The sequence below is a fragment of the Pseudomonas sp. H3_E04 genome, from assembly GCF_054668915.1.
Window position 1 is genome coordinate 1639307 of sequence record NZ_CP162797.1, and the last position, 14205, is coordinate 1653511.

The 14205-nt window shown below is 59.3% G+C and carries 11 protein-coding genes; 4 read left to right on the forward strand and 7 right to left on the reverse strand.

Annotated features, from left to right (window positions below; genetic code table 11):
• Window positions 1-23: 23 nt before the first annotated feature.
• Both AB4N53_RS07325 and AB4N53_RS07330 read right to left on the reverse strand, forming a co-directional pair.
• Window positions 24-224, reverse strand: coding sequence for a DUF1656 domain-containing protein (locus AB4N53_RS07325; protein WP_016774855.1), 201 nt, complete (start codon window positions 222-224; stop codon window positions 24-26).
• Window positions 214-2349 (reverse strand): FUSC family protein, encoded by a 2136-nt coding sequence (locus tag AB4N53_RS07330; protein ID WP_460119413.1) that lies wholly within the window; start codon window positions 2347-2349, stop codon window positions 214-216. The genes AB4N53_RS07325 and AB4N53_RS07330 overlap by 11 nt, the downstream gene beginning before the upstream one ends.
• A gap of 170 nt (window positions 2350-2519) precedes the next feature.
• On the opposite strand from AB4N53_RS07330, the gene AB4N53_RS07335 reads away from it, so the two are divergent.
• From AB4N53_RS07335 to AB4N53_RS07345, 3 genes are all read left to right on the forward strand, one after another.
• Window positions 2520-3575 carry a tetratricopeptide repeat protein gene (locus AB4N53_RS07335; protein WP_460119415.1) on the forward strand — a complete coding sequence of 352 codons (1056 nt, stop codon included), beginning with the start codon at window positions 2520-2522 and terminating at the stop codon, window positions 3573-3575.
• 132 nt (window positions 3576-3707) lie between these two features.
• Complete coding sequence (locus tag AB4N53_RS07340; protein ID WP_460119417.1) at window positions 3708-5210, forward strand: ATPase domain-containing protein; 1503 nt, start codon at window positions 3708-3710, stop codon at window positions 5208-5210.
• Window positions 5207-6877 (forward strand): ATP-binding protein, encoded by a 1671-nt coding sequence (locus AB4N53_RS07345; RefSeq protein ID WP_130909876.1) that lies wholly within the window; start codon window positions 5207-5209, stop codon window positions 6875-6877. Before AB4N53_RS07340 ends, AB4N53_RS07345 begins: the two co-directional genes overlap by 4 nt.
• Before the next feature lie 47 nt (window positions 6878-6924).
• Here AB4N53_RS07345 and AB4N53_RS07350 read toward each other — a convergent pair whose 3' ends face one another.
• Genes AB4N53_RS07350 through AB4N53_RS07370 form a run of 5 tightly spaced genes read right to left on the reverse strand, consistent with a single transcriptional unit; the run spans window position 6925 to window position 13451 of the window.
• The gene (locus AB4N53_RS07350) at window positions 6925-7302 is read right to left on the reverse strand and encodes a response regulator (protein WP_039761562.1); all 378 of its coding nucleotides are present in this window, start codon (window positions 7300-7302) and stop codon (window positions 6925-6927) included.
• A gap of 44 nt (window positions 7303-7346) precedes the next feature.
• A complete protein-coding gene (locus AB4N53_RS07355; RefSeq protein WP_460119420.1) occupies window positions 7347-8561 on the reverse strand; it encodes a hybrid sensor histidine kinase/response regulator in 1215 nt (404 codons plus the stop codon).
• Window positions 8555-9148: a chemotaxis protein CheB gene (locus AB4N53_RS07360; protein WP_460119422.1), complete on the reverse strand. Its 594-nt coding sequence runs from the start codon at window positions 9146-9148 to the stop codon at window positions 8555-8557. Before AB4N53_RS07360 ends, AB4N53_RS07355 begins: the two co-directional genes overlap by 7 nt.
• Window positions 9145-9978, reverse strand: a complete 834-nt coding sequence (locus tag AB4N53_RS07365; protein WP_041480257.1) for a CheR family methyltransferase — start codon at window positions 9976-9978, stop codon at window positions 9145-9147. The genes AB4N53_RS07360 and AB4N53_RS07365 overlap by 4 nt, the downstream gene beginning before the upstream one ends.
• Window positions 9978-13451, reverse strand: coding sequence for a response regulator (locus tag AB4N53_RS07370; RefSeq protein ID WP_460119424.1), 3474 nt, complete (start codon window positions 13449-13451; stop codon window positions 9978-9980). The genes AB4N53_RS07365 and AB4N53_RS07370 overlap by 1 nt, the downstream gene beginning before the upstream one ends.
• A gap of 265 nt (window positions 13452-13716) precedes the next feature.
• Here AB4N53_RS07370 and AB4N53_RS07375 point away from each other — a divergent pair, with 265 nt between their 5' ends.
• A complete protein-coding gene (locus tag AB4N53_RS07375) occupies window positions 13717-14085 on the forward strand; it encodes a response regulator (protein ID WP_460119426.1) in 369 nt (122 codons plus the stop codon).
• Window positions 14086-14205 lie beyond the last annotated feature (120 nt).

The following is a 14205-nucleotide window of genomic DNA, read 5'->3' on the forward strand; positions in this document are numbered from 1 at the left end:
GTGCAACTAGTGCTTTCAAGACATCAGGCTCCCATCAACAGAATCAGCGTGGCACAGACACAGGCGTAAAGAGCGCCCTCGAACAGCGCTTCGTGCCAGACCAGCCGCAGCACACCGAGGCGCCGCAGGCACCAGTCCAACAACATGAAAATCGGGATCGCCAGTAACAGTGCCTGGGCAATCGGCGGCAGATAAACCCCGCCAATTTCGAAATCAATGGGCAAGTTGCGGTTCTCCTTGCAGAACTTGAGGTTGCAAATGTTCGCCGTGGCGCTCGAGGAACGACACCACAATCAGCAGCGCCACACGCATGCGAAACACCGACCATAAATGTTCATGACTGGCGGCATGCAGCTCGTCCAGCTCATCTCCGAGTTGATGCAACGTGGCCAGCAGCGCCGGGAGTTGCACATCATCGCGTCCGGCAACCAGGCGACCGGTCTTGCGTAACGCCGATGCCAGGCGCTGGCTGAACGCTTCGGTGAGCAACCCATTGTTCAAGGCCTGCTGCCGCAATTGATGCATCGCCACGCCCAAGGCCACGCATGCCAGACTGATTTCATACAGACGCTGCATGGCGCGATCGTTCGCCGCTGGCAGCAGGCCGAGCATGCTGGTCAGGCGATCGGTCATCCGACTCTCGAAGGCGAATTGTTGTTCATCGGTCGCCGGCATTTTGCTCAGTTGATACACCTGCTCCCGCGCTTCGCTGTACAAGCGCCGAATGCGCAAGTCCGGACGGAACGGAAAGATCAGTGAATAGACGATCAGGGCCAGCATCGCTGCACTGACGTAGGCGCCGGCGAATTCGAACCATTGGATCGCCGTGTTCTGCCCTGTGCCGACGTTCTGCGGTCCGAGCATGAGGAAACTGGACAGGCCAAGGCCCATGCCGATACCGGCGGTAGCCGGACTGGAAATACCCACGGCAATGGCGTACAGCAGCGGCGCCAGCAGCAAGGCGAGCAGCTCGAAATCACTGATCGCCGGCACCAGCATGAATTGATAGAACGCCGACACCACCAGCGCCAGGCCCAAGCCACGGGCATAGCTTTGCGCGGCCATCAGCGGACGCGGGAAAGTCGCCATCAGCGAGCAGAGAATCCCCACCAGAATCATCCCGCCACGCGCGCCATCCCACGCCGTTTCAATCCAGATCAACCCGCTGACCAACAGCGCGGTAAAGGCGCGAATGGCGTTCATCGAGGCCAAAGTAAAATCCAGATGCAGCGGACTGCTCTGGCCGCGGTAGAGGCAACTGGCGGGGCGGCCTTCCTGAATGGCGTCGCTCAGTTCGAGAATCTGCTCCAGTTGCTGCAGTAGCCGCGCCTGCTCCCAGCGTAACGCCCAGGCCAGTGAGCGCAGGGTCGCGCTCATGTTCTCGGTCTGCTGCTCAGCCTTGTACGCCAAGGCTTCGAACTGTTGCTGCAAAGTGACGAAGCGCTGCCGATCCGCGCCAGACAGCGCGCGGCCCTGTTGCGCCAGCTGTTCAAGTAATGCCAGTTCCTCGGCCCGCAGTTGCTGAACCTCCAACGGCAGATCGCCTTCCCAGCGTTCGATGAGCAATTCGCGCTGATGACGCAGCGCGGTGAGCCGCGAAGTGAGCAGCATCAGTTGATTGCCCAGCAGCAATACCAGGTTGTCGGCACTGCGCAAACGTGGCGCATCGAAATACAAATGACGTCGCAAACCTTCCAGCGCGCTGATTTCACCGAGCAGTTGCATCTGCCGACGCTGGAAATCGGCTTCGCTTTCTTCCGTGCGAAGCACTTCGGCGGCGTGGCTGGCCGCCAGTTTGATGACCTGATCGATTTTGGCGAAATAACCCTTTGCCACCGCTTCAGGCCGCGCTGTGAGCAGGCTTACCACGCACACACAGGCAACCGCCAACAGGGTTTCTGTGACGCGGGTGACCGCCAGCAGAAAGGTGCCGTCCTGATCCGGAATCGCGAGCAAGGCCACCACCACTGCGGTGTAGCCACTGAGCACGAAAGCCTGGGAACTGGTGTAGCGCAGCAAGGTGCCGCCCGCCGTGCACAGCGCCAGCCACAACGCCAACGTGGTGATGAACGGCAGCGGCGCCTGAGGAAAAATCGCCATGATCAGCACCGCCACCGCCGCACCCACTGTGGTGCCGATCACTTGTCCGAAACTGCGTGCCAGCGCCATGCCCGCCAATGGCTGGCTGACAATTACCACCGCCATGATCGACCACTTCGGCTGTTCGAGATCGAAGATGAACGCCAGATACAGGGTCAACAGCCCGGCGGCAATGGTCCGCAGGGCAAACAGCAAAACAGCTTGACCGGGATGGATCAAAGCCTTGAAATAGGTGAACAGCGCTGACATGGGCACACTCTTTAAAACGACTTCTGCAAGCGTAGACACTGCCACAAAAGCCTGACGGATTTCACAGTCGACACGTGTCGTAGGACGATTCGCCGGCAAGGGTTTGACTCGTGCGCCAAGCTGACCGAAGCTTGCCGCTCTGCTCAAGTTCGAAGCTTTCGGAAACCCGCATGACTCAGTCCCGCCGTAACCTGCTGATCGGCCTAGGCCTCGTACTGATCCTCGGCGTCGTCTGGCTGTCCTGGCGCAGCAGCACACCGACCATCCCCGATGCTATCAAACACGGCTACAGCGAAGCGCTGAACGCCGCACGCACCGGTGAACCCGGAGCGGCGCGCCAGTTGTACCAGCAATTGGGCCGCCCGGACATCTCGGTCAAGCGCCGGGTCTGGCTGCATGGCGAGCTGCCCAACTACCCCAGCCCGCAGGCGTTGAAACTGGCTGACATCGACTTGCATCACGAAGCGCCGCAAGTGCGCGTCGCAGCGGTCAAAAGCATTGTCGGTCTGGTGCCCGGCGGGCAACGCAGCTTGTTGCTTGGGCCGTTGCTCGACGATGAAGAACAAACTGTCCGTTTTGCCGCGATCAACGCCCTGCTCGGCCTGACCCCGGACGAGCTCGGCCTGTATTTCGCACCGCTACAGCAGGCTATCGACGGCTGGCAACAAACCTTGGAAAGCCAGCCGGAAAGCGCTGTCAACTACGCACAATTGGCACGTCTTTATATCCATAACGCCGAATACAAACAGGCCCAACAGGCGTTGGACAATACGTTGCGCCTGGAACCGGGCAACCTGCCGGCGCTGGTCATGCAGATCGATGTGCTCGACCGCCAGGGCCAGAGCGATGCCGCTCGCCAGTTGCTCGCCCGCCAACTCAAGGCGCAGCCTGATTCGGCCTATCTGCAACATGCCCTCGGCCTGTGGCTGCTGCACCACGGCCAGCGCGAATACGCCCTGCTCGGCCTGTCCAAAGCGGTCGAACTGGAGCCGGACAACAAGGATTATCGCTACGATCTCGCCACTACCCTGCACAGCGCGGAAGAACTGGAGGCAGCGCAGAAACAATTGCAGGAGATCGTTCAGCGCCACCCCGCCGACCGCAAGGCGCGAGTGCTGTTGATCAACTATTGGAAGGAAAGCGGCCAATTGCAGAATGTGCAGATCCTGCTGGCGCAACTGGAGCAGCTCAATCCGGATGACCCGGCCCTGCAACAAGGTCTTTAATCAAGGTACAGCGGGTGCAATCAACCACCTGTCGAAAGAAAAAGCGGAACCGTGAACATGCCCTGAGGTCAAGTTACTCAGGCGGCTCATTTAAGCCAGTCGCCGGTTACCCTAGTCATAAGAGGGCGTTTTTTGACTACATCAAACGAGTTGATCAGTGCGAAAGCTGCCGTCGGCATCGCGGGCCTGGATGACATCCTCGCCGGTGGCCTGTCTCGCGGCCATGTGTTTTTGCTTGAGGGTGAACCCGGGACCGGCAAAACCACGGTAGCTCTGCATTTCCTCCGCGCCGGTGCGCTGGCCGGGGAACGCTGCCTGTACATCACTCTCTCGGAAACCGAGAAAGAACTGCGTCAAGGCGCACTCTCCCATGGCTGGGAGCTGAACGAGAACATCAAGATCTTCGAGCTGACGCCGCCGGAAAGCCTGCTTAACGCCGAACATCAGCAAAGCCTGCTGTACTCTTCGGACCTTGAGCTCGGTGAGGCGACCAAGCAGATTTTCGAAGTGGTCGAACGCTTCAAGCCAACCCGCGTAGTGCTCGACAGTCTCTCGGAAATCCGCCTATTGGCGCAGAGTTCCCTGCGCTATCGTCGGCAGATTCTGGCGATCAAGCACTACTTCGTGCGCTACGACGCCACCGTCCTGCTGCTCGACGACCTGACTACCGAGTCTCTCGACAAAACCGTGCACAGTGTCGCCCATGGCGTGATCCGCCTTGAAGAGCTGACTCCGAGCTACGGCGCCGAGCGTCGTCGCGTACGAGTGGTCAAATATCGCGGGCAGAAATACCGTGGCGGTTTCCACGACTTCACCATCATGGGCGACGGCGTCCACGTTTTCCCACGTCTGGTGGCGGCAGAGCATCGCGGCGACTATGCGCGTCTACAGCTGTCCAGCGGCATCGCGCAAATGGACGCCCTGCTCGGCGGCGGCATCGAGACCGGCTCCAGCACGCTGATCCTCGGCCCGGCCGGTACCGGCAAATCGCTGATCTCGATGATCTTCGCCGCCGCAGCGGTGGCCCGAGGTGAAAAAGCCGCGCTGTTCATTTTCGATGAAGAGCTGGGCCTGCTGTTCGAACGCATGCGTCATCTCGGCATCGACCTGAAAGCCTTACAGGCCACCGGTAATTTGCTGATCGAACAAGTCGACGCCGCCGAATTGTCTCCCGGCGAGTTGTCCCATCGCGTGCGGCGTTGCGTCGATGAGCTGGGTATCAAAACCGTGGTGATTGACAGCATTAACGGCTATCAAGCGGCGATGCCGGAAGAAAACGCGCTGGTGCTGCACATGCATGAACTGCTGCTGTACCTGAACCGCAAAGGCGCGGCGACTTTCATGACGGTCGCCCAGCACGGGCTGGTGGGCGATATGCAGGCGCCGGTCGATATCACTTACCTGGCCGACACGGTGATTCTGTTGCGTTACTTCGAAGCCCTCGGCAAAGTCCGTCGGGCGATCTCGATTATCAAGAAACGTACCGGCAACCACGAATCGACCATCCGTGAATACCGGATCTCCTCGCGTGGCATGACCATCGGCCAACCGCTGGAATCCTTCCAGGGCGTGCTGCGTGGCGTGCCGACCTACATGGGAGCGAGCAATCCATTGCTTGAGGATGAAAGCTTGTGACGGTCAACACGCCGTTGGCCGAGCGGGTGCTGGTTCTGGCGCCCATGGGTCGTGACAGCCAGATCGCGTTGATGATTCTCAACGAAGCCGGTTACGGCGGCATGGTGGCGCCGAATCTAGGCGCTCTGTGCACCGAACTGGAGGTCGGTGCCGGGTTGCTGCTGATTGCTGCTGAAGCGTTGCGCGGACCGGAACTCGAAGGGCTTATCGCCTACCTTGACCAGCAGCCCGCGTGGTCGGACATGCCCATCGTACTGCTGACTCATCATGGCGGCGATGAACAAGGGCCGCCGTCGCGCCTTAGCACCCTGCTCGGCAACGTGACTTTTCTCGAGCGCCCCTTCCATCCCGCGACACTGGTCAGTCTGGTCTCCGCCGCCCTGCGTGGGCGGCGACGACAATATGAAGCGCGCGATCGGCTGATCGACCTGAGTGAAAGCGAACGACGCCTGCAATCGACTCTGGAAACCCTCGAGCAACAGGTTGAAGAGCGCACCGCACAGCTTCGCCACAACGAAGAAGCGCTGCGCCAATCGCAGAAAATGGAAGCGGTCGGCCAACTTACTGGCGGCATTGCTCACGATTTCAACAATATGCTCACCGGCATCATCGGTAGCCTGGAACTGCTGCGCCGACGGCTGGCCCGGGGCCGCACCGAAGACCTCGACAGTCTGATCGATCTAGGCGTGACCTCCGCTAACCGCGCCGCCGGCCTGACTCACCGCTTGTTGGCGTTCTCCCGCCGGCAATCGCTCGACCCGAAAGCCGTGCAGATGAACACGCTGGTGCTGTCGATGGGCGAGCTGCTGCAACGCAGCCTGAATGAAAGCATTCATCTGGAAATGCGCCTGGACGACAACCTCTGGGTTGCCGAGGCCGATCCCAATCAACTCGAGAGCGCCCTGCTCAACCTGGTGATCAACGCCCGCGATGCGATGCCCGAGGGTGGCAAACTGGTGGTGGAAACCAGCAATCAGGTGCTGCATCGCGACTTCACTGCCGCTTACAGTAATCTGGAGCCGGGCGATTACGTGATGCTCAGCGTCACTGACAATGGCAGCGGCATGCCGCAGAGCGTGGTCAGCCGTGCGTTCGATCCGTTTTTTACGACCAAGCCGATCGGCCAGGGCACCGGCCTCGGACTGTCGATGATCTATGGCTTCAGCAAGCAGTCGCGCGGGCATGTGTCGATCGACAGTGAAGTCGATCAAGGCACCACGGTAAAACTCTACCTGCCGCGTTTCCGTGGTGAAGAAGTGGAAATTCCCGTCTCGGATTCGCAACAAGCTCCGTACGCGATGGATGGCGAAACCGTGCTCATCGTTGAAGATGATCCGGCTGTGCGCGTGCTGGTCAGCGCCGTGCTCAGTGAGTTGGGTTATGCGTTCGTGGAGGCCGGTGATGCCGATGGTGCCATGCCGATCCTCAATTCCACGCAGCGTATCGATTTGCTGATCAGTGACGTGGGTCTGCCGGGAATGAATGGGCGGCAACTGGCGGAAGTCGGTCGGCAATACCGACCAGGCCTGAAAGTGTTGTTCATCACCGGTTATGCCGAGCACGCGGCGGTGCGCGGCGGCTTCCTCGACTCGGGGATGCAGATGATCACCAAGCCGTTCACTTTTGATCTGCTCACCGCCAAGGTGCGCGAGATGATCAATAGCTGAACCTGCAGGAGCTGCCGAAGGCCCGAGCCTTCGGCAGCTCCGGCATATCAGGCCAGTAATTCCTGAATCTTTTCCTGCAGCACATCCAGATCGAAAGGCTTTTCCAGAATCGGCGCCTTGTTGGTGATCGGGCTGCCGGTCTCACGGATTTCCTGCGGGTAGCCGCTGATGAAAATCACTTTGAGGTCCGGTCGCAACTTCACTGCCGGCTCGGCGATCTGCACGCCGGAGATACCGCCCGGCAGGCGGAAATCGGTAATCAGCATGTCCAGGTGAGGTTTGCTGGCGAGGATCTCGAAAGCCTGCTCGCCATTTTCCGCTTGCAACACGCGATAGCCCTGCCCTGACAGGTAATCCGTCAGGACCATCAAGATAACCGGTTCGTCTTCGACGACGAGTACTACATCTTGCGCATCTACGCTCATGGGAAGCCTTTGTTCGGTCAATAGCTGCTGATACGACCGTGTGGTCACTCAGAGGTTGCGTCGGATATGCCGTTTTCCTGGATCGGCAGACAAACGCGAAACAGGGCGCCTTCGTTGATTTCACTCTCGACGACGATGGAGCCGCCATGGGCGGCGACGATCTGCTCGGAAATGAACAGACCCAGCCCGAGCCCGGCCACCACCGTCTTGGCGGACACCCGTTCGAACTGCTGAAAAATACGCTTCTGGTTCTCGGCGCTGATGCCGATGCCGTGGTCCTGGACTTCGACCCGCGCCTCGTCACCTTCGCGATAAACGCGCACCTGAATCGGGCTGCGCCCCCCGTAACGCAAGGCGTTGGTCAGCAGATTGGACACCACTTGCTCGATGCGGAACTCGTCCCAGCAACCTTCGACCGGCTCGGACGCCTCAAAGGAAACACTGGTTTCTGCCGCTTCCATTTGCGAGGCAAAATTCTGCAGCAGATTGCTGACCAGTTGCACCAGATCGAAACGACTCGGGCGGATCGACAGTTTGCCGGTGCGGATTCGCGAGACATCGAGCATGTCCTCGATCAGGCGAATCAGGCTTTTGATCTGGCGCTCATCGCGATCGACCATCGCTTGCATCTTGTCGAGGGTGAACGCCGAGGCGTTGTCTCGCGCCAGATGCATCTTGCGCAGTTGGGTTTCGAGAATCAGGCCATTGAGTGGCGTACGCACTTCGTGGGCAACGATGGACATGAAGTCATCGCGCATGCGCACCGCTTGCTCCAGCTCAAGCTGGGTGCTTTGCAGCTGTTGCAGCAACGCTTCCTGCTCGCGTCGGGCCTGCTCCAGCGCTTCGACCTGCTGCTTCATGGCCTTGCTCTGGCGATACAGATCGACGAAAACGTTGACCTTGCTCTTCACCGCATGAATGTCCAGCGGCTTGTGCAGGAAGTCCACCGCACCGCTTTCGTAGCCTTTGAACGCATAGTTGAGTTCGCGGCCAGCGGCGCTGACGAAGATGATCGGGATGTTCTTGGTTTTCTCGGTGCCGCGCATCAACTCGGCCAGTTCGAAGCCATTCATTCCGGGCATCTGCACGTCGAGAATGGCCATGGCGAATTCGTGTTGCAGCAACAGCGACAGTGCTTCGTCCGCCGACAGAGCCTTGTAGACCGTGCGATCCTCGCGCTTGATCAGCGCTTCCAGCGCCAGCAGGTTTTCTGGCAGATCGTCGACGATCAACAGTTTGGCTTGGATATTACTCAGCATGCGATTCGTTCCAGCTCGACTAGCAGACGGCCGATGCCGTGAATGGGTAGGACATGATCCGGCTGCAAAACGTTCAGTGCGGCCTGGGGCATGGTGGCGACTTGTGCATCCTCGGGGTCTTGAACAATGGTCAGGCCGTCGCAGCGCTTGACGTAAGCCAACCCGCGCGCGCCATCCTGATTGGCGCCGGTCAGCAGTAAGGCGGCGAGTGTCGGGCCGTAGACGTCGGCGGCGGACTCGAACAGGTAATCGATTGAAGGCCGCGAATGGTGCACGCGGTCCTCGAGGCTCAGCGACAGGCTGCGATCCGCTTCGATCGACAAGTGATAACCGGGCGTGGCGAAGTACACCGTGCCAGCTTCAATGTCCTGCTTGTCTTCGGCTTCCTTGACCGGCATCGCCACACGGCGGGAGAAGACTTCGGCCAGATGGCTGCGGCGTTCTTCCGGCAAATGCAGAACGATAATGATCGGCAGCACATAGCCTTTGCGCAACGGCCCGAGCAGGGTCAGCAACGCCTCGACACCGCCTGCGGAGGCGCCGATCACGACAGCCTCGATGCGAGGCAGGCTCGGGGTGTCGTTCATGATTTGCGGTAGATCCGTTCTTGTTTGACCAACGCCTCGAACTGGTTCGAATAGTTGGAAAAATCCAGGGTTTCCTTGCTGCCCAGCACCAGAAAGCCGCGATGCGACAGCGATTCATGGAACAGCCCGAATGCCCGGTCCTGCAACTTCTTGTTGAAATAGATCAGCACGTTGCGACAGGAAATCAACTGGGTTTCGGAGAACACGCTGTCGGTGGCCAGGCTGTGGTCGGCGAACGTCACGTTCTCGCACAGGCTCTTGTCGAAAATCGCGTAGCCGTAGGCTGCCGTGTAGTAATCGGCAAACGAACGCTGACCGCCCGCCTGCTGATAGTTGGCAGTGTAGGCGCGGACGTTCTCCATGGAGAAAATCCCTTGCTTGGCCTTCTCCAGCGAGCGCGGATTGATGTCGGTGGCGTAGATGATCGTACGGTCGAGCAGGCCTTCTTCGCGCAGCAGGATCGCCATCGAATAGACCTCCTCGCCCGTGCTGCAGCCGGCAATCCAGATCTTCAGCGACGGATATGTGCGCAGCAGCGGCACCACTTCGTTGCGGATCGCGAGGAAGTGCGACGGATCGCGGAACATCTCGCTGACCGGAATCGTCAGCAGTTGCAGCAGCTGCATGAACGCCGTCGGGTCGTGCAGGACTTTCTCCTGCAGGGCCGAGATGGTCGCGCATTCGAACTGACTCAGCGCGTGCTGCACCCGGCGCTTGATCGAAGCGCCGGAGTAGTCGCGAAAGTCGTAGCTGTATTTCAGGTAAATCGCCTCAATCAACAAGCGTAATTCGATTTCGCTGTTGCGCTCGGCCGGACTGCTGCGTTCCACTAGATGCGTTCCATTTTCGGTAACCACACACGTATCAGCGAGAACAGACGATCAAGGTCGATGGGCTTGGCCAGGTAATCGTTGGCGCCCGCTTGCAGGCAGCGCTCCTGATCGTCCTTCATGGCCTTGGCCGTCACCGCGATGATCGGCAGCTTGCGCCAGCGCGGATCCTTGCGGATTTCCATGGTGGCTTCGAAGCCATCCATTTCCGGCATCATCACGTCCATCAGCACCAGGTCGATGTCCTCGACTTCATGAAGTTTCTCAATCGCTTCACGGCCGTTACGGCCGATCACCACGACTGCGCCTTTGTGTTCCAGCGCGCTGGTCAGGGCGAAGATGTTGCGCACATCGTCGTCCACCAGCAGCACTTTACGACCTTCAAAGACCTTGTCGCGGCTGCGCGCGGTCTTGAGCATCTTCTGCCGTTCATGGGACAGCTGCGATTCAACTTTGTGCAGAAAGAGTGTGACCTCGTCGAGCAACCGCTCAGGGGAGCGTGCGCCCTTGATGATGATCGAGCGCGAATACTTGCGCAGTTCGGCCTCTTCATCGCGGGTCAGATTGCGTCCGGTGTAAACGATGACCGGCGGGAACGAGCAGATGTCCTCGGTGGACATGCGCTTGAGCAGATCGTTGCCGAGCATGTCCGGCAGCTTGAGATCGATGACCATGCAGTCGTAGATGGTCGTGCGCAGCAGCTCCAGCGCGTCCTGGGCCAGGCCGACGGCGGTGATTTCGATGTCTTCGTCGCCAATCAGCCGCGCGATGCTTTCGCGTTGCAGATCGTCGTCTTCGACCAGCAGCACGCGTTTGACTTTCTGCGTCAGCTTGGCTTCGAGACGGGCGAACACATCCTTGAGCTCTTCGCGGGTAGTCGGTTTCACTGCATAGCCGATCGCGCCCATGTGCATCGCCGCTTCAACGCGGTCTTCCACGGAAATCACGTGCACCGGAATGTGTCGGGTTTCGGCGCGTTCTTTCAGGCGTTGCAGCACGGTCAGACCGGAATGATCCGGCAGGCGCATGTCGAGCAGGATCGCATCCGGCACGAATTCACGCGCCAGGTCGTAGCCTTCGTCGGCACCGTGGGCGACCAGACACATGTAACCCAACTCATGCGCCAGGTCATAGAGGATACGAGCGAAGTTCGGCTCGTCTTCCACCACCAGAATGCAGCGGGTGGCGAACGGTGCCTTGTCGCGATCGTCGGCGAAGCGCGGGATGACTGCCGGAATCGCCGATGCGAGCGGAGCCGCAACAGCAACTGGCGCAGGCGTCACAGGTGCCGGGTGGAAGGTCAGCGGCGCGGCCGGCGTCTCACCGAATTCGTGATACTGACGCGGCAACACCAGGGTGAACGTGCTGCCCTGCCCCGGTACGCTGTCGACACTGATCGAACCGCCCAGCAACGTCGCCAGATCCCGCGAGATCGACAGGCCCAGGCCGGTGCCGCCGTACTTGCGATTAGTGGTGCCATCCGCCTGACGGAACGCTTCGAAAATACTTTCTTGCTGATCGGCAGCGATACCGATCCCGGAATCCTTGACGCTGAAAGCGATGTGATCATTCGGCTGCGCGGTAATGGTCAGGCTGACGGCGCCGTGCTCGGTGAACTTGATCGCGTTGGACAGCAGGTTCTTGATCACCTGCTCCAGACGCTGACGGTCGGTGAACAGCAAGCCCGGTGCGTCTGGCTGAACCTCGACGCTGAAGGCGAGCTTCTTGTCCGCCGCCAACGGTTCGAACATCGAGCGCAAGCCGTCGACCAGACGATCGACGCGGGTGTTTTCGGCAATCACTTCGAGTTTGCCGGCCTCGACCTTGGAAATGTCGAGAATGTCGTTGATCAGGTTGAGCAGATCGTTGCCGGCCGAATAGATCGATTCGGCGAACTTGACCTGTTCCGCCGACAGATTCTGCTGCGGGTTTTCCGCCAGCAGCTTGGCCAGAATCAGCGAACTGTTGAGCGGCGTGCGCAGTTCGTGGGACATGTTGGCGAGGAATTCGGACTTGTACTTGCTCGAGCGTTGCAGCTCTTCGGCACGCTCTTCGAGTTGAATCTGCGCCTGATTCAGCTCGGTGTTTTTCTTGTCCATCGCATCGCGCTGTTCGGCGAGCTGCTCGTTGGTCTGCTCCAGCTCCACTTGCTGGGTTTCCAGATGCGCCTGGGATTCCTTGAGAATCCGCGACTGTTCTTCCAGCTCTTCGTTGGCAGTCTTCAGCTCTTCCTGCTGCACTTGCAGCTCTTCGTTGAGCTGCTGGGTTTCGGCGAGCACTTCCTGCAAGCGCTGACGGTAACGCGCCGCTTCGATCGAGGTACCGATGTTGCCGGCAATCAATTCCAGCAGTTCGATGTCGCGCTCGGACAGCGGACGCAGGAAACCCAGCTCGATCACGCCATTGACCCGATCGTCATCGCTGGTCGGCACCACCAGCACACTGTGTGGCAGGCCTGCACCGAGCCCGGAGCTGACTTTGAAATAGTCGCCCGGGACCGCGTCGAGACGGATCAGCCGTGCCTGTTCTGCCACTTGGCCGACGATGCCTTCGCCGCTGTAGATCGTTTGATTGAGCTCTTCCTGCTCGCGGGAGAAACCATAAGTCGCCACGCGCTTGAGGCCGCCATGTTCTTCGCGCACATAAAGGGCCGCGACGGCAGTGCCGAGGTATTGCGCGCAGAATTGCAGAATGTTGCGCCCCAGCAAGTTCAGCGTCAGTTGCCCCAGCACCTGCTCGGCCAATTGTGTCTGGCCGTTGCGCAGCCACGCCTGTTTCTCGAGGCGTTCGGCGCTGGCCAGTTGGGCGGCGAGGTTGGCGCTGTAGTTGGTCGACAGGTTGAGCAGATCACGGCGGCCGATGTAGGCCAGCAAACCGCTGATGCCAACGATGAAGATCAGGTAAAGGGTGATGCTCCAGATCGTCGTGCGGCGCACGTCCTCGTTGCGCGTGGAGCGCAGCACTTGCTCGGTCTCGATGACGTCCTCGAATTGCTTGCGGATTTCATCGGTCAGGCGCTTGCCCCGCCCGGCCTTGACCGCGCCGCGATAATCACCGCTGCTGCGCTGCAGATCGATCATCGACTGCGCGTAATTGGCCCACTCCACCTGCAAGGCTTGCAAACGGCGCAGGCGATCGGTCTGCACCGGATTATCGGCGGTCAGCTCCAGCAACGTATTGAGAGCGACCTCGATACGCGGCTTGGCAACTTCGTACGGGTCAAGAAAGTGCTCGTCACCGCTAAGCAGATAGCCGCGCATGCCGGTTTCCAGATCGACGGTGAGTTTCACCGCCTCATTGGCGTTATTGATCACCCGGTCGGTGTGCTCGACCCACTGGATGACCGACAGTAAATAAGTGATCAGCGAGACGAAGAACACGGCGCTGAGCACGCCGACGCCCAGCGGCAGGCTGACGTTGCGACTCAGAAGTTTGCGGAACCGTTGTTCATCAACCGAGGACGGAGAGGACATGGGGCAGCCTTGTCGAACTGTTGAAAACCCGAGAGTTTGCCCCAAAACCCCGCCATGGATCCATTTTTCTCACACAAATGATGGCATTTTCCTACGCGCGCCTGCGCATTGGACGACGCCAACGGTTATCCTTGCCACATCGCACCGAGCTGTTCTTTTTTGTATCAGCTCGGGAACTTGTGGCTATGCGCCACTTACTCATGCAAGAGTCCGGCATTTTCGATCGCCCGGTATCCCCCGATTTCATTTTTTTGAGAGCCCTGCCATGCCTACCAATGCCTCCACTATCCTTGTCGTAGAAGATGACGACATCGTGCGCATGCTCATCGTCGATGTGCTGGAGGAGCTGGAGTTCGCTGTGTTAGAGGCTGAGGACGGCAACAAGGCGCTAGAGATTCTCAGGGATGCTGGCAAGCCGATCGATTTGATGATGACCGACCACGGCCTGCCTGGCATGGATGGCCGCGAACTTGCTGAAAAGGCGCGCGAGCTGCGCCCTGCTCTGCCCATCCTGTTTGCCAGCGGTTATGCCGAGACCATTCAAGTGCCCGGCGACATGTATGTCATCGGCAAGCCATTTTCTATCGACCAACTGCGCGACAAAGTAAAAGCAATAATCACTGCAAATCCGTAACCCATCAAAACTTGGCAAGCCCCCTCAGGATCTCGATACAAAATTATAACTTTCGAGCAACTGAAAAACTCACTCACACAAAGCTGATTGATAAGCACCCATTTAGAAAAGAGGATAAGC

Bases quoted from the DNA above. Each gene is read 5' to 3' on its own strand.
- AB4N53_RS07330 (WP_460119413.1), bottom strand. From the start codon at position 2,349: ATGTCAGCGCTGTTCACCTATTTCAAGGCTTTGATCCATCCCGGTCAA.
- AB4N53_RS07335 (WP_460119415.1), top strand. From the start codon at position 2,520: ATGACTCAGTCCCGCCGTAACCTGCTGATCGGCCTAGGCCTCGTACTG.
- AB4N53_RS07350 (WP_039761562.1), bottom strand. From the start codon at position 7,302: ATGAGCGTAGATGCGCAAGATGTAGTACTCGTCGTCGAAGACGAACCG.
- AB4N53_RS07355 (WP_460119420.1), bottom strand. From the start codon at position 8,561: ATGCTGAGTAATATCCAAGCCAAACTGTTGATCGTCGACGATCTGCCA.
- AB4N53_RS07360 (WP_460119422.1), bottom strand. From the start codon at position 9,148: ATGAACGACACCCCGAGCCTGCCTCGCATCGAGGCTGTCGTGATCGGC.
- AB4N53_RS07370 (WP_460119424.1), bottom strand. From the start codon at position 13,451: ATGTCCTCTCCGTCCTCGGTTGATGAACAACGGTTCCGCAAACTTCTG.
- AB4N53_RS07375 (WP_460119426.1), top strand. From the start codon at position 13,717: ATGCCTACCAATGCCTCCACTATCCTTGTCGTAGAAGATGACGACATC.